25 protein-coding genes are annotated in these 25,234 nt (G+C 65.4%); 13 read left to right on the top strand and 12 right to left on the bottom strand.

Features of this window, described 5'->3' with window-relative positions:
- Positions 1-7 precede the first annotated feature (7 nt).
- A complete protein-coding gene (pdxH, locus tag FHS78_RS14315) occupies positions 8-637 on the bottom strand; it encodes a pyridoxamine 5'-phosphate oxidase (RefSeq protein WP_167095051.1) in 630 nt (209 codons plus the stop codon).
- Positions 638-836: 199 nt separating this feature from the next.
- Between pdxH and FHS78_RS14320 the strand changes: the two genes are divergently transcribed.
- The 6 genes from FHS78_RS14320 to FHS78_RS14345 all read left to right on the top strand — a co-directional run bounded on the left by FHS78_RS14320 (position 837) and on the right by FHS78_RS14345 (position 6,008).
- Positions 837-1,334 (top strand): RT0821/Lpp0805 family surface protein, encoded by a 498-nt coding sequence (locus FHS78_RS14320; RefSeq protein WP_167095052.1) that lies wholly within the window; start codon positions 837-839, stop codon positions 1,332-1,334.
- Positions 1,335-1,363: 29 nt separating this feature from the next.
- On the top strand, positions 1,364-2,170 hold the full coding sequence (locus tag FHS78_RS14325) for an SEL1-like repeat protein (RefSeq protein ID WP_167095053.1): 807 nt from the start codon (positions 1,364-1,366) through the stop codon (positions 2,168-2,170).
- A gap of 82 nt (positions 2,171-2,252) precedes the next feature.
- The gene (locus FHS78_RS14330) at positions 2,253-3,293 is read left to right on the top strand and encodes a DnaJ C-terminal domain-containing protein (protein ID WP_167095054.1); all 1,041 of its coding nucleotides are present in this window, start codon (positions 2,253-2,255) and stop codon (positions 3,291-3,293) included.
- A 131-nt stretch (positions 3,294-3,424) separates the two neighbouring features.
- The gene (fabI, locus tag FHS78_RS14335; RefSeq protein ID WP_167095055.1) at positions 3,425-4,273 is read left to right on the top strand and encodes an enoyl-ACP reductase FabI; all 849 of its coding nucleotides are present in this window, start codon (positions 3,425-3,427) and stop codon (positions 4,271-4,273) included.
- Between the two features lie 71 nt (positions 4,274-4,344).
- Positions 4,345-5,436 carry a chorismate synthase gene (aroC, locus tag FHS78_RS14340; RefSeq protein ID WP_167095056.1) on the top strand — a complete coding sequence of 364 codons (1,092 nt, stop codon included), beginning with the start codon at positions 4,345-4,347 and terminating at the stop codon, positions 5,434-5,436.
- Between the two features lie 11 nt (positions 5,437-5,447).
- Complete coding sequence (locus FHS78_RS14345; protein ID WP_167095057.1) at positions 5,448-6,008, top strand: hypothetical protein; 561 nt, start codon at positions 5,448-5,450, stop codon at positions 6,006-6,008.
- Positions 6,009-6,016: 8 nt separating this feature from the next.
- On the opposite strand, the gene FHS78_RS14350 is transcribed toward FHS78_RS14345, so the two are convergent.
- The 8 genes from FHS78_RS14350 to FHS78_RS14385 form a co-directional block, all read right to left on the bottom strand.
- On the bottom strand, positions 6,017-7,273 hold the full coding sequence (locus FHS78_RS14350; RefSeq protein ID WP_167095058.1) for a class I SAM-dependent RNA methyltransferase: 1,257 nt from the start codon (positions 7,271-7,273) through the stop codon (positions 6,017-6,019).
- Positions 7,266-8,009, bottom strand: a complete 744-nt coding sequence (locus FHS78_RS14355; protein WP_167095059.1) for a TlyA family RNA methyltransferase — start codon at positions 8,007-8,009, stop codon at positions 7,266-7,268. The genes FHS78_RS14350 and FHS78_RS14355 overlap by 8 nt, the downstream gene beginning before the upstream one ends.
- A 6-nt stretch (positions 8,010-8,015) precedes the next feature.
- Positions 8,016-9,959 carry a 1-deoxy-D-xylulose-5-phosphate synthase gene (gene dxs, locus FHS78_RS14360; protein ID WP_167095060.1) on the bottom strand — a complete coding sequence of 648 codons (1,944 nt, stop codon included), beginning with the start codon at positions 9,957-9,959 and terminating at the stop codon, positions 8,016-8,018.
- An 82-nt stretch (positions 9,960-10,041) separates the two neighbouring features.
- Positions 10,042-10,950, bottom strand: coding sequence for a polyprenyl synthetase family protein (locus FHS78_RS14365; RefSeq protein WP_205305324.1), 909 nt, complete (start codon positions 10,948-10,950; stop codon positions 10,042-10,044).
- A 15-nt stretch (positions 10,951-10,965) separates the two neighbouring features.
- Complete coding sequence (locus FHS78_RS14370; RefSeq protein ID WP_167095061.1) at positions 10,966-11,226, bottom strand: exodeoxyribonuclease VII small subunit; 261 nt, start codon at positions 11,224-11,226, stop codon at positions 10,966-10,968.
- Positions 11,227-11,275: 49 nt separating this feature from the next.
- Entirely contained in the window at positions 11,276-12,205 is a 930-nt protein-coding gene (locus tag FHS78_RS14375) for a histone deacetylase family protein (RefSeq protein WP_167095062.1), read from the bottom strand.
- Positions 12,206-12,207: 2 nt separating this feature from the next.
- Positions 12,208-13,263, bottom strand: a complete 1,056-nt coding sequence (locus FHS78_RS14380; RefSeq protein ID WP_167095063.1) for an MBL fold metallo-hydrolase — start codon at positions 13,261-13,263, stop codon at positions 12,208-12,210.
- Positions 13,264-13,339: 76 nt separating this feature from the next.
- A complete protein-coding gene (locus FHS78_RS14385) occupies positions 13,340-15,151 on the bottom strand; it encodes an acyl-CoA dehydrogenase (protein ID WP_167095064.1) in 1,812 nt (603 codons plus the stop codon).
- Positions 15,152-15,254: 103 nt separating this feature from the next.
- On the opposite strand from FHS78_RS14385, the gene FHS78_RS14390 reads away from it, so the two are divergent.
- Together FHS78_RS14390 and FHS78_RS14395 are read left to right on the top strand one after the other, a co-directional pair.
- Complete coding sequence (locus tag FHS78_RS14390) at positions 15,255-16,133, top strand: SDR family NAD(P)-dependent oxidoreductase (protein WP_205305325.1); 879 nt, start codon at positions 15,255-15,257, stop codon at positions 16,131-16,133.
- On the top strand, positions 16,130-17,107 hold the full coding sequence (locus tag FHS78_RS14395; protein WP_167095065.1) for an L-threonylcarbamoyladenylate synthase: 978 nt from the start codon (positions 16,130-16,132) through the stop codon (positions 17,105-17,107). Before FHS78_RS14390 ends, FHS78_RS14395 begins: the two co-directional genes overlap by 4 nt.
- Positions 17,108-17,288: 181 nt before the next feature.
- Here FHS78_RS14395 and FHS78_RS14400 read toward each other — a convergent pair whose 3' ends face one another.
- Positions 17,289-18,182 carry a VOC family protein gene (locus tag FHS78_RS14400; protein WP_167095066.1) on the bottom strand — a complete coding sequence of 298 codons (894 nt, stop codon included), beginning with the start codon at positions 18,180-18,182 and terminating at the stop codon, positions 17,289-17,291.
- A 90-nt stretch (positions 18,183-18,272) separates the two neighbouring features.
- Between FHS78_RS14400 and FHS78_RS14405 the strand changes: the two genes are divergently transcribed.
- On the top strand, positions 18,273-19,649 hold the full coding sequence (locus tag FHS78_RS14405) for a serine hydrolase domain-containing protein (protein WP_167095067.1): 1,377 nt from the start codon (positions 18,273-18,275) through the stop codon (positions 19,647-19,649).
- A gap of 19 nt (positions 19,650-19,668) precedes the next feature.
- Complete coding sequence (locus FHS78_RS14410; RefSeq protein WP_167095068.1) at positions 19,669-21,090, top strand: FAD-binding oxidoreductase; 1,422 nt, start codon at positions 19,669-19,671, stop codon at positions 21,088-21,090.
- 221 nt (positions 21,091-21,311) lie between these two features.
- Here the strand turns inward: FHS78_RS14410 and FHS78_RS14415 are convergent, their stop codons facing one another.
- Complete coding sequence (locus tag FHS78_RS14415) at positions 21,312-22,658, bottom strand: hemolysin family protein (protein WP_167095069.1); 1,347 nt, start codon at positions 22,656-22,658, stop codon at positions 21,312-21,314.
- 138 nt (positions 22,659-22,796) lie between these two features.
- On the opposite strand from FHS78_RS14415, the gene FHS78_RS14420 reads away from it, so the two are divergent.
- Positions 22,797-23,261: a GNAT family acetyltransferase gene (locus tag FHS78_RS14420; protein WP_167095070.1), complete on the top strand. Its 465-nt coding sequence runs from the start codon at positions 22,797-22,799 to the stop codon at positions 23,259-23,261.
- 97 nt (positions 23,262-23,358) lie between these two features.
- Here the strand turns inward: FHS78_RS14420 and FHS78_RS14425 are convergent, their stop codons facing one another.
- Positions 23,359-24,099 carry an SOS response-associated peptidase gene (locus FHS78_RS14425; RefSeq protein ID WP_167095071.1) on the bottom strand — a complete coding sequence of 247 codons (741 nt, stop codon included), beginning with the start codon at positions 24,097-24,099 and terminating at the stop codon, positions 23,359-23,361.
- Between the two features lie 128 nt (positions 24,100-24,227).
- Between FHS78_RS14425 and FHS78_RS14430 the strand changes: the two genes are divergently transcribed.
- Positions 24,228-24,722, top strand: coding sequence for a Fur family transcriptional regulator (locus FHS78_RS14430; RefSeq protein ID WP_167095072.1), 495 nt, complete (start codon positions 24,228-24,230; stop codon positions 24,720-24,722).
- Positions 24,723-24,868: 146 nt separating this feature from the next.
- On the top strand, positions 24,869-25,228 hold the full coding sequence (locus FHS78_RS14435) for a hypothetical protein (RefSeq protein WP_167095073.1): 360 nt from the start codon (positions 24,869-24,871) through the stop codon (positions 25,226-25,228).
- Positions 25,229-25,234: the final 6 nt, after the last annotated feature.

Here is a 25,234-nt window from a genome sequence, read left to right on the forward strand (position 1 = left end):
ATCCGCCTTACGGGAAAAGCCGCATCGTCTTCCACGCCGCCGAAGGGTCGTCGCGGTGGAAGACAAGGCGATCGTGCAGGCGGAACGGGCGGTCGCGCCAGAACTCGATACGGACCGGCGCGATGCGGAAGCCGGACCAGTGTTCGGGGCGCGGCACCTTGCCGAGCCCGAATTTGGCGGCGTAGCGCGCCACTTCCTTTTCCAGCTCGAAGCGGCCTTCCAGCGGGCGCGACTGGCGCGAGGCCCAGGCGCCGATCTGGCTGTCGCGGTGGCGGCTGGCGAAATACTCGTCCGCCTCTTCCGGGCTCACCGGCGACACGACGCCGCGCACGCGCACCTGTCGGCGCTGCGACTTCCAGTGAAAACAGAGCGCAGCGCGCATATTGGCCTGCAGTTCGCGGCCCTTGTCGCTTTCGAGATTGGTGTAGAAAACGAAACCGCGTTCGTCGACATCCTTCAAGAGCACCATGCGCACATCGGGAAAGCCTTGCGCATCGGCCGTCGACAGCGCCATGGCATTGGGGTCGTTCGGCTCGCTGGTGGCGGCCTTTTCCAGCCATTCCCTGAAGAGCTGGAACGGATTGTCCGAGGTGAAGACATCCTCCGTCGTTTCGGTGCCGGCGGCTTCGTCAGTCATGCTCCAGATGGCCTTCCAGATCGAAAAAGGGGCCGAAAACGGCTCGTTTTCGCGGCAATGAGCGGGCTTTGACGCTGCTCAATTCTTGCCACAATCGGTTCCTTATATAGTTACCAGAAATCGATTTGTCGCGTCCCGCGCCTAGGGGCCGGGACGGAAATCACGCTTCCTCCGGGAAGCAGAAAAGACAGGAAAGCGCATGAAACTCCTCAAAGCACTTGCAATTGCCGGTATCGGTCTGTCGCTGGCGGCCTGCGATCAGGGCATCTACAATGGCGGCATGGGCGGTATGGGTCCCAAGCAAACGGTCGGCACGGGCGCCGGCGCGCTGGCGGGCGGTGTGATCGGCTCGCAATTCGGCGGCGGCGAAGGCCGGCTCTGGGCCACGGGTGCCGGCGTGCTGATCGGTGCGCTCATGGGCAGCGAAATCGGCAAGTCGCTCGACCGCGCCGACCGCGCCTATATGGGCCGCACCACCTACAGTGCGCTGGAAAACAACCCCTCGGGCCAGTCCTCGCGCTGGAACAATCCCGATAGCGGCCATTACGGCACGGTCACGCCGCAGCCGGCCTATACGACGTCTTCCGGCCGCCCCTGCCGCGAATACACGCAGACGATTTATATCGACGGTCGCAGCCAGCAGGCGCATGGTACGGCCTGCCGGATGCCGGACGGGTCCTGGCAGATCCAGAACTGATTTCGACGACGCGAAGACGGACAAGCCGAGTGAAAAAAGACCTTCCCAGCTATGTCCGCCTGATTCTGGCGTCCGCCGCCTTTGCCGCGGCGGGCGTCTTTCTCGTGCCGCCCGCGGCACAGGCCGAAGGGCTCACCGTCAAGGAAGCCATCGAGAATTCCCCGGGCCGCCGCAGCGGGCCGGACGAGGCCCGCTTCCAGCGGGGCGTGAAAGCCTATGACGAGGGCGACTACGCCGCCGCCTTCAGGGACTGGCTGCCGCTGGCCCAGCGGGACGATCTGGCTGCCATGCGCAATGTCGCCCTGCTGCTGCGCAAGGGGCTCGGCACTGAGCGCGATCCGGAACGCGCGCTCTATTTCTACGAGCGCGCGGCGGAGGCGGGGTTCGCTCCCGCCCAGCTCAACGCCGCCTTCATGTATCTGGAAGGCGACGGCATTCCCCGCGACTACAAGAAGGCCAGCTTCTGGCTGCATCTCTCCGCGGTCGCGGGCGCACCCATCGCGCAATACAATCTCGGCGTGATGTTCGAGAAGGGCCTTGGCGTCTCGCGCGACCTTCCCCGCGCCATGGGCTGGTATGCGCTGGCGGCAAGGCAGGGCCACAGCATGGCGCTCGGCCGGCTGGCGCAGCTCGTGCCGACGCTTCCGCCGCCCAATCCGGCACCCGGCGAGGCCGCCGCCAAAGCCGTGAAACCGGCACCGGCGCCGCCGCCCGTGCACATCATGCTCCCGGATACCGATATTCATGCGGATATGGATGCGGGCGACGGGCTGCGCGCGCCCGACGCCTCCATCCAGCCGCCGGACAAGGCGCCGCCGGCGGATCCGGCCCCCTGAGCGCAACTTTGGCTTAACGGTTTCGTAGAGGGGCGCACCCTATCCTGCCTGCCCTGTCCTGCGGCATCGGGAGAGAGGCCGGTTGCGCGATCCGTATGAAACCCTGGGCGTCGAGCCCCATGTGAGCCTGGCCGAGATCAAGGCGGCCTACAGGCGGCTTGCGCGCAAACTCCACCCCGATGCGCTGAGCGGCGCGGCGGCCCCGGACCGGCGGCGCGCGGAGACGCATTTTCAGGAAGTCACCGCGGCCTACAATCTGCTGAAGGACACCGATGCGCGGCGGCGCTATGACGCCCTCCGCCACGCCGCCGCCAGACCGAATTTCGAAAAGGCCGCCGCCCATGGCGCGGGCGCGCGGGCCAATGGCGCGAAAGCCCGGGCCGGAACCGGCTCGAAGGCGGAAGACGCGACATTCAAACCGGCCTCCAGCGCCGCGAGGGGCGCTGAGAAACCCCGCTCCGACCCTTCCGGCCTCAACAGGGAACCTCTCAAGGCCCGCCCGCTCACCGAAGAAGAGCAGGAAGGGGTCTTCAGCGAGTTTTACGAAGGCCTTCGCGATGCCGGGCGCCGGGTTTTCCGGGGGCGCGGGCGCGATGTCGCCTATGCGCTGGAAATCCCCTTCGTCGACGCCGCGAAAGGCGGTATGCGCCGGGTCTCGCTGGGGCCCAGGACGCTCGATATCCGCATCCCCGCCGGCCTGGAGACGGGCCGTCAGATCCGGCTGCGCGGCCAGGGCGAGGCGGGCAGCGGCGGCGCGCCCGCGGGCGATGCGTTTCTGGAGGTCCATGTCCTCCCGCATCCCTCTTTCCGGCGCGAAGGCAACGACATTCACCTCACCCTGCCCGTCACGCTTGCCGAGGCCGTCATCGGCGGCAAGGTGGATGTGCCCACGCTTTCCGGCGCGGTCAGCCTTACCGTCCCGGCCGGGTCGAACAGCGGTACGCAGCTTCGGCTCCGGGGCAAGGGGATAGCCCCGGAGGACCGCAAAGACGCGCCGGGCGACCAGTATGTGACGCTTTCCATCACCCTGCCCGAAAAGCCCGACCGGGCGCTTCGGGACTTCGCCGCGGGCTGGGCGCAAGGCCTCGCCTCGAGTGTGAGGCAGCATCTTTTCAAGGGGTGACATATCGCTACGGAATCTCCCAAGTTTCGGAGAATGCTGGGATTTTTCGTGGACCGGGTGTGCCTTTTATGCAAAATGCGCCACTGTTCGGGTCGCCCGCCCGGAGCGACATTTCGAGGGGATAGAAAATAATGAGTGAAGCCGCCAGCAACGCCAATACCGCACAGGGTGGCTCCAACCTCATGGCCGGCAAGCGCGGCCTCATCATGGGGGTTGCCAACAACCGGTCCATCGCCTGGGGCATCGCCAAGGCCTGCGCCGCCCATGGCGCGGAGCTTGCCTTCACCTATCAGGGCGACGCGCTGCTCAAGCGCATCACGCCGCTTGCCGAATCCATCGGCACCGACACCGATCTCATCATGCCCTGCGACGTGACCGATGCGGCCAGCATGGATGCCGTCTTCGACACGCTGAAAGAGAAATGGGGCAAGATCGACTTCTTCGTCCATGCCATCGCCTATTCCGACAAGTCGGAACTGGACGGACGTTATGTCGACACCTCGCTCGACAATTTCACCGCCTCCATGGCGATCTCCTGCTATTCCTTCGTCGCGCTCTGTCAGCGCGCGGAAAAGCTGATGACGGATGGCGGCTCCATCGTCACCCTCACCTATTACGGCTCCGAGAAGGTGATCCCGCACTACAATGTGATGGGCGTCGCCAAGGCCGCGCTGGAAGCCAGCGTGCGCTATCTCGCCGTCGATCTCGGCCGCGACAATATCCGCGTCAACGCCGTGTCCGCCGGTCCGATCAAGACGCTGGCGGCGTCGGGCATCGGCGATTTCCGCTACATCCTGAAGTGGAACGAACTCAATTCGCCGCTGAAGCGCGTCGTCTCCATCGAGGAAGTGGGCAATACCGCGCTCTATCTCCTCTCCGATCTCGGCTCCGGCGTTACCGGCGAGGTGCATCACGTCGATGCGGGCTATCACGTCGTCGGCATGAAGGCCGAAGACGCGCCGGATATGAGCATCGTCTGATTTCCGCTATGGTCGCTTTCAGACCTGCCCCGGCGCAGGCGCGGAGTGATTCCGGCAAACGAATTTAGGTCATGTCGCACAACACATTCGGCCATCTGTTCCGCGTGACGACCTGGGGCGAAAGCCACGGGCCGGCGCTCGGCTGCGTGGTCGACGGCGTGCCGCCGCGCATTCCCGTCACGGCTGAGGAAATCCAGACCTGGCTCGACCGCCGCCGGCCGGGCACCTCGCGCTTCACCACGCAGCGCCGCGAACCGGATCAGGTGAAGATCCTTTCCGGCACCTTCTTCGACGACGATGCGCAGCGGGAGCTGACCACCGGCACGCCGATCTCGCTGATGATCGAGAATGTCGATCAGCGCTCCAAGGATTACGGGGACATCAAGGACAAGTTCCGCCCCGGCCATGCGGATTTCACCTATCTGTCGAAATACGGCATTCGCGACTATCGCGGCGGCGGACGTTCTTCCGCGCGTGAAACGGCGGCGCGCGTGGCGGCCGGCGGCATTGCGCGCAAGGTGCTGCCGGGCATTTCCATTCGCGGCGCGCTGGTGCAGGTCGGCCCGCACAAGGTCGACCGCGACAACTGGGACTGGGCCGAAACGGAAAACAATCCCTTCTGGTGCCCGGACGCCAAGGCCGCCGCCGAGTGGGAAACCTATCTCGACGGCGTGCGCAAGGCGGGCTCGTCCTGCGGCGCGATCATCGAGGTGGTGGCCGAGGGCGTGCCCGTCGGGCTCGGCGCGCCCATCTATGGCAAGCTCGATTCCGACCTTGCCGCGGCGATGATGAGCATCAACGCGGTAAAGGGCGTCGAGATCGGCGAGGGCTTCGCCTCCGCCGCGCTCACCGGCGAGGAAAACGCCGACGAGATGCGCATGGGCAATGAAGGTCCGGCCTTCGCCTCCAATCACGCAGGCGGCATTCTGGGCGGCATTTCCACCGGCCAGCCCGTCGTGGTGCGTTTCGCGGTGAAACCTACCTCCTCCATCCTGCAGCCGCGCAAGACGGTGTCGCGGCAGGGAGAGGATGCGGAGATCGTCACCAAGGGCCGTCACGATCCTTGCGTGGGCATTCGTGCCGTGCCCGTGGGCGAAGCCATGATGGCCTGCGTCCTTGCCGACCACCTGCTGCGCCACCGTGGCCAGACGGGCGGCACCTGAAGGAACCCGACATGACCGATGAGATTTCCATCCCTCCCGGCGCCACGGTGACGGCGCGCTACAGCCGGGAAAAGGGACAGGCCATCGTCTATGGCGGCTTGCTGATCGGCGTGGGGCTCATCCTTCTGGTCACGCCGCGTATCGGACACGCCGCTCTCTTCCTCGCAGCGATCTCCTTCGCCGTGGCCGCGTTTCACTGGCCCTTCGTCGCACGCAACAATGAAGCGCTGAAGATCGGCCCTGCGGGCATCGAGGTCGGCGGACTGGGCCGTTTCCCCTGGCCGGATATCGGCGAGGTCGCCATCCATGACAGCTTCGTGCGCAACATCCGCAATGCGGAACTGCGCATCGCCCTGTCCCGCAGCGTGGAGGAAGCGGCGGTCCCGCCGGAAAATCCGCAGGCCGTGTGGCGCCAGTATATGTACAGGTGCTGGCGCCAGGTGGGCGGCAATGGCGTGCATGTGAAGCTCGGTATTCTGAACCTGTCGCCCGAACTGGTCGCCAAAGCGATCGCGCAATATCGCAGCATCGACATCCCCACCCCGCCGGAAAAGCCGGGCATGGGCGTCTGAGCGGCCGTTCAGTCCCGCGAAAAGATCCCCACCAGCTCCACATGGGCGGACCAGAGAAACTGGTCCACCGGCGTCACCGATACCAGCCTGTATCCGCCATCCAGCAATATACGCGCATCGCGGGCGAAACTCGCCGGACTGCATGACACGAAAGCGATGCGCGGCAGGCGCGATTTCGCCAGTTCGGCGGCCTGCGCCTGCGCGCCCGCGCGGGGCGGATCGAGGACCGCCGCATCGTATCTATCGAGTTCGCTTGCCAGCAGCGGACGGCGGAAAAGATCGCGCCGTTCCGTGGTCAGCGGTTTCAGCTTGAGCCCCGGCCCCTGATCGCGCACCGCGCGCTCCAGCCGTTTCAGCGCTTCCGCATCGTTCTCCACCGCGTGAACGGCGGCGGTCTCGGCCAGCGATGCCGCGAACGTGCCGGCACCTGCGAAGAGGTCGACAACGTGGCGTGCCTCCCCCACCGCCGCCGCGACGCGGGAGGAAAGTGCCGTCTCGCCGTCTTGCGTCGCTTGCAGAAAACCGCCCGGCGGTAGCGAGATGTCGAGCTTGCCGAGCCGGATCATGGGCGGGCGGCGCTCCGCGACGATCTCGCCCTCCCAGCTCAGCCGGGCCAGGTCCATCTCGTCGGCGCCCTGCGCGAGCTTTGCACGCAGCCCGCTGTCCTCCGCATCGTCCAGCGCCTTGGCGCCCGTCACCGACACGTCGAGCCCGCTTCGCGTTGCCGTGACGGCGATGGCCGCGCGCCCCTTGCGCGACAGGCCGGGCGCAACCAGGGCGGCAAGCCCCGTCAATGCGCTTTCGATCTCGGGCGCGACGAGCGGACATTGCTCGACGCCGACGATGTTGTGCGTACCGCGCGCGTAATAGCCCAGCGTCACCGCCTTCTTCGTGCGGGTCGCCGCGAATGTCGCACGGCGGCGGCTATGCGGTTGCGCACCGACAAGCGGCTCGATTTCCGCGTCGATCCCGCGATGGGCAAGCGCTGTCTCCACAAGACCGCGTTTCCAGCCGCGATAGCTCTCCCCGTCCAGATGCTGGATCGAGCAGCCGCCGCATTGGCCGAAATGGCGGCAGGGCGGTTTCACGCGATGCGGCGACGGCGTGACGATCCGCTTCAGCGCCGCGCGGCCGGCCTCCAAAGGTTCCACATCCACCGTTTCGCCCGGCAGCGCATAGGCCACATAGAGCGGACCGCTCTCCGTTTGCGCGATGCCGTCACCCTGCGCACCCAGCGCCTCTATGTCGATCCGCATGTCAGTCATGATGAGCCGCGATCAGAAATTCCCTGTTGCCGTCGCCGCCTTCGATGGGGCTCGGCGTGATGCCCGTCACCGTCCAGCCCGGCAGAGCGGACAGCCATTCGGCGATATCGGCGCATACTTCCTCATGCAGGCCTTCCTCCTTCACAACGCCGCCCCTGCCGAGCCTGCCCTTGCCGACCTCGAATTGCGGCTTGATGAGGGCGATGAGATCGGCGCCGGATGGCGCGAGCGACAAGGCTGCGGGCAGCGCCTTTTTCAGACTGATGAAACTGAGATCGCAGACGATGAGATCGAACGGTTCGCTCACGGTCTCCGCGCCGATATCTTTCGTATTGAGCCCTTCGATTGCCGTCACGCGCGGATCGCGCCGCAGGCTTTCATCGAGCTGACCGTGCCCCACATCGATGGCGATCACATGGGCCGCATCGCGCTCCAGCAAAACTTGCGTAAAACCGCCCGTCGAGGCCCCGAGATCGAGCGCATGGCGCCCCGCGACCGCGACAGCGAAACGGTCGAGCCCGTGCACGAGCTTCAGCGCCGCGCGCGAGACGTAAGGATGTTCGAGACCGCTGAGATCGATCTCGTCCGACGGCAGCGCCTGCGCGGCGGGTTTTACGACGGTCCGGCCGTTCACCGATACATGCCCGGCCCTGATCGCGCCTTGCGCGCGAGCCCGGCTCGGTGCGAGACCCCGCTCGACCAGCGCCTGATCGAGGCGGCATTTTTCGGTCTGCATGGGAAATCAGGCGCGCCCTGGTGCGAGCGCGGCGTCGGAGAGGTCGCGCGCCTTCGCCTCGAGCCCCAGCGCCGCGAGCGCCGTTTCGACGATCTGCGGCGCATTGAGCCGCGCCAGATCGTACATCTTTTCTGGCTTGTCCTGATCGATGAAGAAATCGGGCAGCGTCATGGGCCGCACCTTGAGCCCGCCGTCGAGAAGCCCCGCGCGCGCCATGAAATCGAGCACATGGCTGCCGAAACCGCCGACCGAACCTTCCTCGATGGTGATGAGCACTTCATGCTCGCGCGCCAGACGGGCAATCAATTCCTCGTCCAGCGGCTTGGCGAAACGCGCATCCGCCACGGTCGCGGAAAGGCCCAGCGCGCCGAGCTGTTCAGCCGCCTTCAGCGCTTCCTGCAACCGCGTCCCGAGCGAGAGGATCGCGACCTTGCTGCCCTCGCGGACGATGCGTCCCTTGCCGATTTCGAGCGGGATGCCGCGTTCGGGCATGTCGACGCCCACGCCCTCGCCGCGCGGATAGCGGAAGGCGGAGGGCCGGTCGTCGATGGCCACGGAGGTCGCCACCATATGCTTCAGTTCCGCCTCGTCGGCCGCCGCCATGACGACGAAATCCGGCAGGCAGGTGAGATAGGTCACGTCGAAGGAGCCGGCATGCGTCGCCCCGTCCGCGCCGACAAGTCCCGCCCGGTCGATGGCGAAACGCACCGGCAGTTTCTGGATCGCCACGTCATGCACGACCTGGTCGTAGCCGCGCTGCAGGAAGGTCGAATAGATGGTCGCGAACGGCTTGTAGCCTTCGGTGGCAAGGCCCGCCGCGAAGGTCACGGCGTGCTGCTCGGCGATGCCGACATCGAAGGTGCGCTCGGGAAAGGCCTTGCCGAACAGGTCGAGCCCGGTGCCCGACGGCATGGCGCCGGTAATCGCGACGATCTTGTCGTCGCGTTCGGCTTCCTGAATGAGCGATTGCGCGAAGACCTTGGTATAGGCGGGCGCATTGGCGGGCGCCTTGGACTGCGCGCCGGTGATGACGTCGAATTTGGAGACGCCGTGATATTTGTCCTCGGCGGCCTCGGCGGGCGCATAGCCCTTGCCCTTCTGCGTCACGCAGTGAACGAGGATCGGCCCCTCGCCCGCGTCGCGCACATTCTTCAGCACGGGCAGCAGATGTTCCAGATTATGGCCGTCGATGGGACCGACATAATACATGCCGAGTTCCTCGAACAGGGTGCCGCCGGTCGCCATGCCGCGGGCGAATTCCTCGGCGCGGCGCGCGCGTTCCTCGAAGCTCTTGGGCAGCAGGCGCGCCAGCTCCTTGGCGATATGGCGCACCGAGCGATAGGTGCCGCCCGACAGCAGCCGTGCGAGATAGGCGCTCATCGCGCCCACGGGCGGCGCGATGGACATGTCGTTGTCGTTCAGGATGATGATGAGGCGGCTGTCCATGGAGCCCGCATTGTTCATCGCCTCATAGGCCATGCCGGCGCTCATCGCGCCGTCGCCGATCACCGAGATCACATTGTTGGTGCCGCCGGACAGGTCCCGCGCCACTGCCATGCCCAGCCCCGCCGAAATGGAGGTGGAGCTGTGCGCGGCGCCGAAGGGGTCGTATTCGCTCTCCGCGCGCTTGGTGAAACCGGAGAGCCCGCCGCCCTGCCTCAGGGTGCGGATACGGTCGCGCCGCCCGGTCAGGATCTTGTGCGGATAGCACTGATGGCCGACATCCCAGATCAGCCGGTCGTCGGGCGTGTTGAACACATAATGGAGCGCCACGGTCAGCTCCACTACGCCGAGCCCCGCGCCCAGATGGCCGCCCGTCTGCGACACGGCGTCGATCGTCTCCGCCCTCAGCTCATCGGCGAGCTGACGCAGGTCGGATTCGTCGAATTGGCGCAGATCGGCGGGCGTTTTGACCCGGTCGAGCAGGGGTGTGTCAGGCTTAGTGCTCAATACAAACCTCGGCAAATGTGCCGGCCGGAACGGAACGCGATAAAATCCGGCGGAAAACGGCGCGCCAGCTCAAGGCGGCGGCCTAGCTGCGGCGGTTTATAACGAAAACGGCCGCCTCCCGCAAAAGGTCGGCCTTTTGGTCGAACAAATCAAGGTGGCGGACCGCCTGCTCGGCCAGCATGGCCGCCTGGGCCCGGGCCCGTTCGGGGCCCAGAATGGACACGAAAGTGGCCTTTCCCGCCGCTTCGTCCTTGCCCGGCGTCTTGCCGAGATCGGCGGAATTTCCTTCCACATCGAGGAGATCGTCGGCGATCTGGAAGGCCAGCCCCATATCGTGTGCATAGGCGTGAAGCGCGTGGAGCGCAGCCGCCGAGGCATGGCCCAGCACGCCGCCCGCCTCGCAGGAAAAGGCGATCAGCGCGCCCGTTTTCAGCTGCTGGAGCCGCGTGATGGCGTTCATCTCGAGCGGCTGGCCCTCGCTGCCAAGATCGATCATCTGGCCGCCCACCATGCCGTGCCCGCCAATGGCCAGCGCCAGACGCCGGGTCAGCTCGCAGCGCACCCGGGCATCCTCATGCGTCGCCTCGTCGGCGATCAGCTCGAAGGCGAGCGATTGCAGCGCATCGCCCGCCAGCACCGCCGTCGCCTCGTCGAAGGCCTTGTGGACGGTCGGCTTGCCCCGGCGCAGATCGTCGTCGTCCATGCAGGGCAGATCGTCATGAACCAGCGAATAGGTATGGATGCATTCCACCGCCACGCCGGTGCGCAGCGCCGCTTCCTCATGCACGTCGAAGAGTTTCGCGCTTTCCCTCACCAGAAAGGGGCGGAAGCGCTTGCCGCCGGCCATCAGCGCATAGCGCATCGCCTCGAAAACACGGGCCTCGGGGCCTTCCGGCGAGGGGACCAGACGGTCCAGCGCATCGGCGACCTCAAGCGCGCATGCCTCCATCGCGCCGTCTATGGCCCGAACCTCGCGAGGGTGGTCTGCCATGCGGGAGAGACCTTCCTATTCGACGTCCAGCGGCTCGGTGCCCGCCGGATCTCCGCTTTCGGAGAGGCGGATCTTTTCCACCTTGGCCTCGGCCGCCTTCAGCCGGGCCTCGCAATGGGCTTTCAGCGCATTGCCGCGTTCATAGAGGTCGATGGATTTTTCAAGCTCCACATCGCCCGATTCGAGGCTCGCGACGATCTTCTCAAGCTGCGCCAGCGCTTCCTCGAAGCTCAGTTTTTCGATGTCCTTCTGAACGTCGGATTTCGCTGCGGCCATGAGGTCGGTCCTTCTTTCGGGCAGTGTCTTTTCGGGCGCGATTCGCGCCTTACATGGTCAGCATCAGCGCGCGCACATGGGCCCGCGCGGAAGATGCCAGGGCCCCCAAGTCATACCCCCCCTCAAGAGCAGAGACAATTCGGCCCTCGCAGAGATCGTCGGCGCAGCGGACCAGCTCCGCGGTGGCGAAGGCGAAATCGTCCTCGGTGAGGTTCATATTCGCCAGCGGATCGGCCGCATGGGCGTCGAATCCGGCCGAAATCATGATGAGACCGGGCTGGAACGACCGAAGCGCCGGCATCACCTCTTCCACGAAACTCTCCCGGAAGGCGCTCGAGCCGGTGCCCGGCGGCTGGCAGGCATTGAGGATATTGCCGAGCCCCCGCTCGCTCGCCCGGCCCGTGCCGGGATAGAGCGGCCATTGATGCGTCGAGGCATAAAAGAGCGAGGGATCGGTCTCGAAGGCGGCCTGCGTCCCGTTGCCGTGATGCACGTCGAAATCGATCACCGCCACCCGGTCGATCCCGTGGACCGCGCGGGCATGCATGGCGCCGATGGCGATGTTGTTGAACAGGCAAAAGCCCATGGCGGTGCCGGGCTCGGCATGATGTCCGGGCGGGCGCACGGCGCAAAAGGCGTTGCGCGCCCGCTTCGCCATCACTTCATCGACCGCGTAGACCACCGCGCCCGCCGCGCGCAGGGCCGCCTCGTAGGATCCCGGCGACAGGAAGGTGTCGGCATCGACACGCTGATAGCCCTCCGCCGGGACGCCGCCTTCCACGATCTCGATGAGTTCCGGCGTATGGACGCGGGCGATCTGCTCATGCGTGGCGCGCGGCGCTTCCACACGCTGCAGCATCATGAACTCCTCGGCCTCCAGCGCGCCCAGCACGGCCCGCAGCCTGTCCACGCACTCGGGATGACCGTCGGGGGTCACATGGTTGAGGCAGGCGCTGTGAGAAACGAGGAGTGTGTCCATTTTCAGCTTCGTCGATACCAGTCCACGCCGTTTTCGTCGCGCTCGACGGTCGCCAGCCCCCTGCCGATCAGGCAGCGCAGATGAGCCAGCGATTCGCCCGTCGCCATGAAGAAGACGTCCGCCGTGATCTTGCGCTTGAAGAGCGCGGGGAACACGTCGATCGCCCGGCGCGGTTCGTCGAGCATGTCGTGAAGCTTTACGAGGTTTTCCTCATGCTCGTCTATGAGCTGCGTCATACGGGTATGCAATCCGTAGAAAGGCTCGTTATGCGCCGGCAGCACGAATGTGTCCTCCGGCAGCTCGTCGCGAATGCGGCGGCAGCTCGCGATCCACTCCTCCAGCGGATTTTCGTAAGCCTCCGTCGGATGGACGCTGACGATGGAGGAAATACGCGGCAGCACCTGGTCGCCCGAAATCAGGATCTTGTCGGCTTCGGAATAGAGGCAGACATGCTCCGGCGCGTGACCGGCGCCGATCACCACGCGCCATGTCCGCTTGCCGATTGTCAGTTCGTCGCCTTCCTTCAGCCGCGCAAAGACATCCGGCAGGCGCGAGACGCGCTCGCCGAAATTGCCGAACCGCTTGGCATAGCTGTCGATGCCGCGCTGGGAAAACCCCGCCGCGCGATAGAAGTCCAGCGCCTCTTTCGGCGCGTCGCGCCCCGTGTCGAGCACGAGGTTGCGGCATTGCAGGAAGTCCGTGCGGGACATCTGAAGCGTGATGTCCCATTTGCGCGTGAACCAGCCCGCGAGCCCCACATGGTCGGGATGAAGATGGGTGACGATCAGGCCGGTGACCGGCTTTCCCTCCAGCTCGTCGGCGAAAATCCGCCGCCAAAGCGCCTTCACCTCGTCGTCGGAGACACCCGTATCGACGACGGTCCAGCCGTCCTCGTCCTCGAGTAGCCACAAATTGATATGGTCGAGGGCGAAGGGTAGCGGCATGCGCGCCCATTTGATGCCCGGCGCCACATCGACAAGTTCCGCGGGCTGCGGCAGCGCGTCCTGCGGGAAAGTCAGGCCGCCCTTTTCGCGCGGCATTTTTACGGATTTGCTCATCCCACACTGATAGGCGCGGGCCGACAGATCGTCAAATCGCCGTTTCAGGACGCTGCGTCAGGCAAGGCTTTTTGCCTCACCCCGCAAGCGCATCCGCGTCCAGCGCATAAAGCGGCGCTGCGCCGTCCATCACCGCGCCCTTCAGGCCCGCCGCGCCGGACAGAATGCTGCCGGCATAGAAAGCCCCCGTCGCCAGACGCGATTTGGCGAAGCTGTCGCCCTCTGGCAGCGTTGCGGCCTTCAGCGCGCCGCGCGTCAGGAAATGGCCGCCCGCCACCGTGCCGAAGAGGCGCAGATAGGGCGTCGCGCCTGCCATCGCGTCGGCGGGCGCGGATTTGAGTTTCTCCGCGATGTAATCGGTCGCCTCTTCCAGCACGGCGATGCCTGCTTCCAGCGCTTCGCCCATTTTCGGCAGTTCGGGCCGGTTGGACTTGCGGGCTTCTTCCGCCGTCTCGCGCATTTCGGCGATGAACTCTTTCACCACCTCGCCATTGCCGAGCGGCAGCTTGCGGCCCACAAGGTCGATGGCCTGGATGCCGTTCGTGCCTTCATAGATCGGCAGGATGCGCGCATCGCGCAGATATTGCGCCGCGCCGGTTTCCTCGATGAAGCCCATGCCGCCATGGATCTGTACGCCGGTGGACGCGACCTCGACCGCCGCGTCGGTGGAGAACGCTTTCGCAATCGGCGTCAGCAGATCGGCGCGCGCCTGCCCCTTCGCCTTTTCCTCGTCGCTCGCGCCATGATGCGCATGGTCGAGCGCCACGCCCGTCGCATAGCAGATGGCGCGGCAGGCTTCGGTCAGGCTTTTCATGCTCATCAGCATACGGCGCACATCCGGCAGCATGATGATGGGCGCCATCTCGCCGGCGGGCACATCGTCCGCGCCCGGCACGCCTTTCGGCGGACGGCCCTGCTTGCGCTCCTGCGCATAGGCCAGCGCATGCTGATAGGCCGCTTCGGCCACCGCCACGCCCTGCGTGCCGACCAGCAGGCGGGCATTGTTCATCATGGTGAACATGCAGGCGAGGCCCTTGTTTTCGGAGCCGATCAGCCAGCCCTTCGCACCGCCCTTCTCGCCATAGGACATGACGCAGGTGGGCGAAGCGTGAATGCCGAGCTTTTCTTCCAGGCCGATGCAAAAGGCATCGTTGCGCTCGCCCAGCGAGCCGTCGTCATTGACGAAGAATTTCGGCACGAGGAAGAGCGAGATGCCCTTGGTGCCGGCGGGCGCATCCGGCAGGCGGGCAAGCACCAGATGGACGATGTTCTCCGCCATGTCGTGGTCGCCATAGGTGATGAAGATCTTGGTGCCGGTGATGAGATAGCTGCCGTCTTCCTGCGGCACGGCCTTCGCCTTGAGCGCATTGAGGTCGGAGCCCGCCTGTGGCTCGGTCAGGTTCATCGTGCCGGTCCACTCGCCCGCGATGAGCTTGGGCAGGTACTTCTCGCGCAGCTCCGGCGCGCCATGAACGGTCAGCGCCTCGATGGCGCCCTGCGACAGGATCGGACAGAGGCCGAAAGAGAGGTTGGAGGCATTCCACATTTCCTGCATGGCGACCGCCAGCGCGCCGGGCAGGCCCTGCCCGCCATAATCCGGCGTCGCGGCGAGGCTGCCCCAGCCGCCTTCCACCCATTGCCGGTAGGCGTCCGCAAAACCTTTCGGGGTCTTCACGCCCTCGCCCTTTTCGAGCCGCGCGCCTTCCTCGTCGCCCGACCGGTTCAACGGGGCCAGCACATCGGCGGCGAGCTTTGCGCCTTCTTCCAGCACCGCCTCCACGAGGTCGGGGCTCAGTTCGGCAAAATCCCCCTTGCCGGCAAGCTCCGACAGGCCCGCCACATCGTTCAGAATGAAGGCCATGTCACGAACGGGCGCACGATAGGTCATGGGGGGAGACTCCTGAAATCACGGTGGATAAACAAAACGGGGAAGCCACATGGCGGTCCCGGCCAGTTTTACGTATTGTCGGGCCGGATTGTAACCCTCCGTCATGCCGCAGCCTGCCGTTTCCGCGGCGGGCGGTATGGCGAAATCGCGCTTTGCGAGGCCCAATATGACGATTGCCTATGAAGGCAAGGGAAAGCGCGCCCTTATCACAGGCGCCTCGGCGGGTATCGGGGCGGAGCTTGCCCGGGTTTTCGCCGAACATGGCTTCGATCTCGTTCTGGTAGCCCGCCGCCGCGAAAAGCTGGAGGCGCTGGCCGAGGAACTCGCCCGGGACATGAAGACCGACTGCCACATCATCGTGGCGGACCTCGCCGACCCCGCCGCGCCGCGCGCGATCTTCGACGAGGTGACGGCGCGCGGGTTGCGGGTGGATGCGCTGGTCAATAATGCCGGCTATGGCATTCCCGGCTATTTCCGCGACACGGCATGGGAGGATCAGGCCGCCTTCATTCAGGTAATGGTCACCACCGTTGCCGAGCTTTGCCATTTTTTCGGCCCCTGCATGAAGGCGCGGGGGTATGGCCGCATCCTCAATGTCGCCTCCGTGGCGGGCCATCTTCCCGCGTCGGCGGGCGGTACGCTCTATTCCGCCAGCAAGGCATTCGTCATCAGGCTCTCCGAGGCGCTGCATTTCGAGTATCTCGGCACGGGAGTCCATGTGACCGCGCTCTGCCCGGGCTTCACCCGGTCGGAATTTCACGATGCGATGGGCAGCCGCCAGAAAATGAACCGCCTGCCCGAATTCCTCTGGCTCGACACCAACCGCGTCGCGCGGGAAGGCTTCCGCGCGGTGATGGAAAACGATCCCGTCTACACGAACGGCTTCATCTACCGTCTGGCCGCCTGGCTTGCCGACATCATCCCCGACCGCCTTCTCTACCGTCTCATCGGCCGGCAATCGGGACGGACACCCATCGCATGACCGTCCCTTGCGTGACAGCGAGCGACGAAACCATCGCGGAGGCCGCCGAGGCTCTGTGCGAAGGGCGACTCGTCGCCTTTCCGACCGAAACCGTTTACGGGCTCGGCGCGGATGCCACCGACGACGAGGCGGTCGCCCGTATTTTCGAGGCCAAGGGCCGCCCGCATTTCAATCCGCTGATCGTCCATGTGTCCGGTAAGCCGGAAGCCGAAACTCATGCGATCTTCACGCCCGAGGCGGAAAAACTCGCCGCCGCCTTCTGGCCGGGCGGACTGACGCTCGTCCTGCCGCGCCGCGCCGATACGCCGCTTTCCCTTCTCGTCAGCGCCGGGCTCGATACGGTGGCGATCCGCGTGCCCGCGCATTCCGTCGCGCAGCGTCTCATCGCGGCGGCGGGCCGTCCGCTCGCCGCGCCTTCCGCCAATGCGTCCGGCAAGGTGAGCCCCACCCGCGCCGAGCATGTCGTGGAATCGCTCGGACACTCGCCGCTGCTGGCCATGGTGCTCGATGGCGGCCCCTGCGCGATGGGGCTGGAATCCACCGTGATCGGTTTTCCCGAAGGCGGGAGGCCCACGCTGTTGCGCCCCGGCGCGGTGGCGCGCGGCGACATCGAAAAAGTGCTGGGTGCGCCGCTTGCCGAGGCCGCGCCGCAATCGGACGAAGCGGGACGTTCCTCCCCCGGCCAGCTTGCCAGCCATTACGCGCCCAATGCGCCGATCCGTCTCAATGTGCGCGAAAAAGAGGATGACGAGATATTGCTGGGCTTCGGGCCCGACGCCCCGTCGCTCGGCGCCTCGCTCAATCTTTCCGTGAAGGGCGACCTCACCGAGGCCGCCGCCAATCTCTTCGCCATGCTCCGTGCACTGGACGATGAAGCCGAGGGCCGCCGCCTCGCCGTGATGCCCGTGCCGCATGAGGGATTGGGCGAAGCGATCAACGACCGTCTGTCCCGCGCGGCGGCGGACCGTAAATAGGCTATCTCCATGTTTCTCACCTCCCCCCTTGCGGGGGAGGTCGCCCGCCGAAGCCCGCAGGGCGAAGGCGCGGCGGGTGGGGGGCCGGCCTATCGGCAAATCTCCACGCATATGATTGCCGCATCACCCCCTCCCAACCCTCCCCCGTCAAGGGGGAGGACTTGAGCAGTACGCTCCGCCTCTACCCCGCTTCCCCGATCAATATTGTCGGCACATTGCAGGTGGGCTTGCGGATGGTCGCGACGAAGCTGCCCTTCTTCCGGCCCGTCTTCACATCCGACACGTCATAGCCCTGCGCGGCGAGGCGCGCTTGCACGGCATTGATGCGATGCGCTTTCCAGGCGAGCCCCCAGAAATGATCCACCTTGGGCGCGCGCGTTTCGTCCAGCGGCTGCACCACTTCCAGCGTCATGCCGCCCGTGCGGAAGAAGAGCTGGCGCACACCCCATTCGGGTTTCGAATGGTCGAGCGCGAGGCGGATATTCATTTTCTCCTCGAAGAGCGCCTTCACCGCCTCGGCATCGGGCGTCATCACCACCACATGGTCGGCGGCCTGCACGGCTTCTTCCTCCCGAACGCCCGCGCCGAGCGGTGCCATGGGCAGCGCATCCGCCGGACCCAGATGTTCGATGGCAAAGACCGTCAGCCCGCGCGTTGCTTGCCCGTCGATGAAGAAGCTCTTCCATTCCCGCTTCGCACCGGTCATCTCGTCGACGCCCCCGGCCGTCGCGACCTTGCCCACCGGCAGGCCCCGCGCGGCAAAGGCGTCCCGCGCGTCCTCGGCATTTATCACCTGCAGCGCGATGCCGAAAATGCCCTCGCCGTTTTCCTCCAGGAAAGCGTTCACCGCCGTCGCATTCGGTCCCTCGCCGGTCGCGGCCAGCAATTCCACATAGGTGTTCTCCAGCCTGTAAAGCACGTTGGAGGTGCCCCCGCCCGGATGCCCGCCCCGCCATGAGGGCGTGCGCCCGAAAATGCCGGAATAGGTCTTTTCGGCCTTGGCGAGATCCCGCACGGCGAGGATGACATGGTCGATGGCCGAAACTTCGCGGGTCTCATCGCTTGGATGGGGCATGGCGTTTCTCTCCCTTTTGGGGCAAGAGACTAGGCACGAAACGCGACAAAGGCCATGTTAGGCTTGCGCAAAACGATTTGCAGAGCCGTCATGCCCTTACCCGACCAGACCCTTCTCCAGGAAACGCTTGCCACCGCCATCGAGGATTTCGGCGTGCCCGGCGCGACGCTGCTTCTCTGGAACGGCACCGGCTTTGCCGAGGCGAGCGCGGGTGTCTGCAATATCGACACGAAAGTGCCGGTGACGCCGGACACGCTCTTCCAGATCGGCTCCATCACCAAGCTCTACACCGCCGCGCTCTGCCTGCAACTTGTTGAGGAAGGCAAGCTGAAGCTCGACGCGCCGGTACGCGAGACGCTGCCCGATTTCGCGCTTGGGGACGAGGACACCGCGGCGCGGGTCACGCTGCGCCATCTCCTCAACCATACGAGCGGGCTCGACGGCGATTTCTTCAAGGATGCCGGACGCGGCGAAGACCGGATCGAAAAATATGTCGGCCTGCTCAAGGACGTCCGGCAGATCCATCCGCTGGACCACATGTTCTCCTACTGCAATGCGGGCTTCGTCGTGGCGGGCCGCATGGTGGAAATCGCAAGCGGCATGGGCTGGGACAAGGCGGTCCGCACGCGGCTGGCAAAGCCGCTGGGCACGCCGTCCTTTTCCACCCTGCCGGAACAGGCCATGCGCTACCAGACCGCCATCGGCCATCTGGGCGTGCCCGGCTCGCTCATCGTCACGCCGATTGCCTATCTGGCTCAGTCCAACGCGCCTGCCGGCTCCATGCCCATGGCGCGGGCGCGCGACGTGCTCGCCTTTGCCCGCATGATGATGAATGACGGCAAGACGCCGGACGGGACGCCCATCCTGTCGCCGGAAAGCGTTGCCGCCATGCACGGTTTCACCGCCGCCTGCCCGGCAGGCATGAATATCGACGCCATCGGCCTTGCGAGTTTCATGTGGGACTGGGACGGCGACGGCACTTACGAGACCTTCGGGCATGATGGCTCCACCATCGGGCAGGCCGCCTGGCTGCGCTATCACCCGGCGAGCGGCGCGGCCTTCGTGCTGCTGACCAATGGCGGCAATGGCAAGGGCATGGCCGACAAGCTGATGGCGGAGTATTTCCCGGCGCTCGGTCATATCGCCCCGCCGCCCATGCCGCAGGCCGACCCCACGCTCGACTATGCGGCGAACCCGCTTCTCGGGCGCTATGGCAAGGCGAGCGGCACCATCGACATCTCCCAGAAAGACGGCAAGCTCATCGCCCATCATGCGCCCAGCGCCGAATTCGCGGCGCTGCAGGGCATTTACGATGTGGAGCTTTCTCCCGCCGCGCCCGGGCTTTTCGTCGGCGTGCCGCCTGGCTATACGCGCCCCGTGACCTATCATTTCCTGGAAGAAGACCGTTTCGGCCGCGCGCGCTATCTGCATTACGGCGTCCGCGCACATCCCAGAATCGACGAATAGACACCGACAAACAGATTTCATGCCCAGCCAAGAGACATTGCAGCGCTTCCGCGAGATCGTCGGTCCCAAGGGATATACCGACGATCCCGATGCGCTCGCGCCGCATCTTGTCGAACAGCGCGGCCTCTACAAGGGCAAGACCGTCGCCATGCTGAGCCCCGCGACGGTGGAAGAAGTCGCCGCCATCATGAAGCTCGCGCAGGAGACGAAAACGCCCATCGTGCCGCAGGGCGGCAATACCGGGCTTGTCGGCGGGCAGCTTCCCTTCGAGGCTGGAGAAGAACTTATCCTCTCCCTTTCGCGCATGAAGGCGGTACGCGCCATCGACACCGACAACAACACGCTCACCGTGGAAGCAGGCGTCACGCTTCTGGACGCACAGGAGGCCGCGGAAGAGGCCGACCGGCTCTTTCCGCTCAGCCTCGCCTCGGAAGGCTCCTGCCAGATCGGCGGCAATCTTTCGACCAATGCGGGCGGCACCGCCGTGCTGCGCTATGGCAATGCGCGCGACCTCGTGCTGGGCCTTGAAGTGGTGCTGGCCGACGGGCGCATCTGGCACGGGCTCAAGGGCCTCAGGAAAGACAATACGGGCTACGACCTCAAGCAGCTTTTCATCGGTTCGGAAGGCACGCTCGGCATCATCACCGCCGCCGTGCTGAAACTGTTTCCCCGCCCGCGCGCGGTGGAGACCGCCTTTGCCGCGGTGCCGAGCGTGGAAGCCGCCGTTTCGCTGCTGCGCGTCGCCGAAGCGGAGTCGGGCGGCATGGTCACGACCTTCGAGCTGGTGCCGCGCATCGGCGTGGAGTTCGTCACACGCCATCTCGACGGCGCGGAAGACCCGCTCGATGCTCCCTCGCCCTGGTATGTGCTGATCGAGATGACGGCGGGCCGCAAGGATGCCGGGTTGAGAGAGACCATGGAGGCCGCGCTCGCGGCGGGCATGGAAAAGGGGCTCGTCGCCGACGCGGCGCTTGCGCAGTCCGATACGCAGCGCGCCGCGCTCTGGGCGCTCCGCGAAAGCCTGTCGGAAATCCAGAAGCGCGAAGGCGGTTCCATCAAGCACGATATCTCCGTGCCCGTCTCCGCCATGGCCGCCTTCATCGCCAGGGCGAGCGAAGCCGTTAAGCGGGAAATGCCCGGCATCCGCCCCGTCCCCTTCGGCCATATCGGCGACGGCAATGTGCATTTCAATCTCAGTCAGCCGGAAGGCATGGACAAGGAAGAGTATCTCGCCCAGTGGGACCGCATGGCGGGCATCGTCCACGACATCGTGCGGGAGATGGGCGGCTCCATCAGCGCCGAGCACGGCGTCGGCCGCATGAAGCGCGACGAGATCGCCGCCACCAAGGATCCGGTGGAAATCGGGATGATGCGCACGCTGAAGCACGCCTTCGACCCGGCGGGCATTCTCAATCCGGGCAAGGTGGTGCGGGCGGAGTAGCTTTGGCCTGCATCCTTCGAGACGCGGCTTCGCCGCTCCTCAGGATGAGGATTTAACTCAGAATTCGTCCCTCATCCTGAGGAGGGCTGAAAGCCCGTCTCGAAGGATGAAGGCCCCCACATTCCGTCATTGCGAGGCGTGAAACGACGAAGCAATCCAGCGCTGAGTCTGCCGCCCTGGATTGCTTCGCTGACGCTCTCAATGACGTTGCGGAAAGCGCCTCAATCCGCCCCGCGCTTCATCGCACTGCCGATGGGAAGGTTCTGCGCCGCCACGATCAGCACCTTGTCGATGCGCGGCCCGTCCATGTCCACGACCTCGAAGCGGTAGCCGTTCCAGCCGAAATACTCGCCCTCGCGCGGCAGCCGTCCGAACCAGTTGTAGAAGACGCCCGCCAGCGTGTTCACTTCCGGGCTGTCGTCGCCGGGCAGCTTGGTTAGGCCCAGCAGGCGTCGCACCTCGTCCACCGAGACGACACCATCGATGATGTAGGAGCCGTCTTCGCGCTGCACCACGGCGTCGTTCGCCACGTCGGCATGTTCGGAAATGTCGCCGATCATGGCGAAGAAAATGTCGCTCATGGTCAGCGTCCCGACCACATCGCCATATTCGTCGATGATGAGCCCCATGAACATCTGGTTCGACTGCAACACCGACAGCGCCTTCAGCGCGGAAGCGGTGCGCGGGATATAGAGCGGCGGCGACATCTTCTGGAACAGCACCTCGTTCGTCTTGGGGGCTTCGACATGGAAGAGGTCCTCCACGCGGATCATGCCGACAGGCGGCCCGTCGGGCCCGCGCCGCACGGGATAGCGCATATTCTGGTAGCGCCTGATGGCTTCCAGATTGTCTTCCACCGGCGCGGTCGTATCGAGCCAGACGAGTTGCACGCGCGGCGTCATGATCTCGCTGACATGCATATCGCCCATGCGGAAGACGCGATGCACGATGTCGCGTTCCACGCCCTCGATGGCGCCGGTCGCCGCGCCCTCTTCCACCAGATGCTTGATCTCGTCTTCCGTGACCTTCGGCACCTGCTGGCCGGTCACGCCGTAAAGCCGCACCACGGCCTCGGTGGACCAGGACAGGAAGGTCACCGCGGGCGAGAGGATGCGCGAGAGCCCGTGCATGGGCCGAGCGATCCCCGAAGCGATCCCTTCCGGGTTCGACAGCGCGATGCGCTTGGGGACCAGTTCGCCCAGAATGAGCGAAAGATAGGTGATGGTGACGACGACCAGCGCGAAGGCGGCGGGCACGGCATAGGCCCCGACATAGGGCAGCGGCTTCAGCACCTCGGAAACCGGCTCGGCAAGCGTCGCACCGCCGAACGCGCCGGTAAAGACGCCGACCAGCGTAATGCCGATCTGGACGACGGAAAGGAAGCGGCCCGATTCCCGTTGCAGCCTGAGCGCCGTGTCCACGCCGCCCGTCACCCCGCCGTCGCGCTTGCGGGCGCTTTTCAACGCAAGCAGGCGCTGGCGGCTGGATGAGACCACCGCCATTTCCGACATGGAGAAGAACCCGTTCAGCAGGATCAGAACGAGAAGGATGATGACGTCAGACAGCATGGGGACCCCGGCGGCGCATGGTCGCCCAATTATAGGGTAGGACCGGCCCTTGCGCGACAGCGCTGAATTCCATGCGGCCGAACCGGGCTTTCATGCTAGCGTCACGCGCTTTCCCGGATCGCCTTACGGAGAAAGCGAATGACCGAAAAACGGCCCGAAACCGCCCCTGAAACGTCCAATGCGGAGGACTTCACCCTCCGGGAGGCGACCCTCCGCGACGCCGCCACCCTCGACGCATTGTGGCAGGCGGCGGGCCTTACCCGTCCATTCAACGATTCACGGCAGGACATTGGGTTTGCCCTTTCGGGGCCCGCCTCCACCATTCTCCTGCTGGAGCGGGAAGGCCATATCGGCGCCAGCGTCATGGTCGGTTATGACGGGCACAGGGGCACCGTCTACTACGTATCGGCAGATCCGGGCTTGCGCCATCTGGGTCTCGGCACCCGCATCATGCGGGCGGCGGAAGACTGGCTGACCGCTCGGGGCGTCTGGAAGCTCAACCTGATGATCCGCCCGGAAAACGAGGGCGTGCGCCGGTTTTACGAGACCCTCGGCTATGAGGTGGAAGAGCGTATCGTGATGTCGCGGCGGCTCGGGGATTGAAGCCCGGTCCACCGCAAGCCGTCACCCGGGATCCATTCCGAATTCGGCACGCTGCACGGATGGCGGACCAAGCCCGGCATGACGAAGAAGCAAGAAGTCAGAACAGATCCATCTGGTTCGCGTTTACGGGCTTTTCCGTCGCCTTCGGCGCGGGCTGCGCCTGCGCCTCGTCCTCGACCTCATGGCGCTCCCACAAGGAGGGATCGTCATTCGCCACGCGGTTGATCCGTGTACCGATGGGGACCGCCTCCATGAGATCGTCGGGCGCGGGGCGCAGCAGTTTCTGCACGTCCCTTGCTTGCGTCTCCGGGTCCAGCCACGCCGCCCAGTTCTTCTCGTCGAGGATCACCGGCATGCGGTGATGAATGGGCATCAGCGTTTCGTTCGCCTCCGTCGTCGCCACGGCGCAGGTGTCGACCTCGCTGCCGTCCGCGCCCATCCAGTTGCTGGCAATGGCCGCCATGGCAAAGCACTGCCCGTCGCGCCGGCGGATGAGAAAAGGCTGCTTCGGCCCCTTGCCCTTCGCCTTCCACTCGTAAAAGGCGTCGGCCGGCATCAGGCAGCGGCCATGGCGAAAACCGCCGCGAAAGCTCGGCTTTTCGTCGACCGTCTCGGCACGGGCATTGATGAGCAGCGATTTCGGCTCCTCCCTGGCCCAGGACGGGATCAGCCCCCAGCGCATCAGCCGGAAATGGCGTTCCCCGCGCTCCAGCGTCACGACGGGCACGGGCTGGGTCGGCGCGATGTTGTAGCGCGCCGGGAAATTGGGCTGCTCTCCATAGCCGAAGAGTTCCTTCATGGCCTTGGGAGGCGTGGTGATGGCAAATCGTCCGCACATGGGCGCGCAGTCTAGGCCGATTCCACCCCGCGCCGTCAGGCGGTCTCGCCGACCGGTCTCGTCAGGCAGCCTCATCCTGTTATATTGTTTCATCGAGACGTTCCGGGGGACGACCCGAAAGGACGGCAATGGCCGAGACGATCGAGACCGATACAGCGCCCAAGGCCCACAGCTCGCACAATCATCGCGCCTGCGTGGCCGATGCCATGGCGCGCGCGCAGGAAATCTGCGCGGAACGGGGCGTGAAGCTCACGCCGCTGCGCGAACAGGTGCTGCAGATCGTCTGGCGCTCGCACAAGCCCATCGGCGCCTATGAGGTGCTGGATACGCTGTCGGCAACGCATAAATCGGCCCGGCCGCCCACCGTTTATCGTGCCCTCGACTTCCTGATGGCCGAGGGCCTCATCCACAAGATCGAATCGCTCAATGCCTATCTCGGCTGTACGGATGCCGGCGCGCCCCATAGCGGCCATTTCCTGATCTGCCGGCAATGCGGCGGGACGGAGGAAATTGTCGATCCGAAGCTCGAACGCGCCCTTGACGCAGCGGCGGCCCATGCGGGCTTCCGGGCCGAACGCAAAACGGTCGAAATCACCGGCCTTTGCGCCCGGTGCGCCCGGTAATCCCGGGCCTGTACGGATCGCCTGTTCCACCGTTTCGGTAGGCATCGCGGATTGAACGGACGCGCTCATCCGTTAAGATCGCCCCTCATCGACAGGGTCTGGGCAGCCCCGCCGCCGTCACGACGACCTTAATCTGGGGAGAAAACATGATCCGCCGCACCGCGATGCTCTTCAGCCTCGCCCTTGTCATGCTCGCGCCCTTCATCGCCGCCCCTGCCCGGTCGGCGGAGGGAAATGCGCCCGGCGCCCGCTCCGGCCCCTTCGTCGTCACCGATCGCAGCCTCGCCGACCTCGCCGCCGACGGCTATGAGGTCAAAACCGGCTTCGGCCGCGCCCTGATCCTCCAGAAGGACGCATCGATCTATTCCTGCGAAGTGCCGCCCGCGCATGAGACGCTTTCCTATGCCTCCTATTTCATCTGTTCGCAGCTGAAGGAAACGAAACCCGGCGCGGCCGAAAACGAACCGGCCGGCGACGACGCAAAAGACGACAACCAGAAAAACTGAATCCCA

This window comes from Parvibaculum indicum (assembly GCF_011762095.1).
GTDB lineage: Bacteria > Pseudomonadota > Alphaproteobacteria > Parvibaculales > Parvibaculaceae > Parvibaculum > Parvibaculum indicum.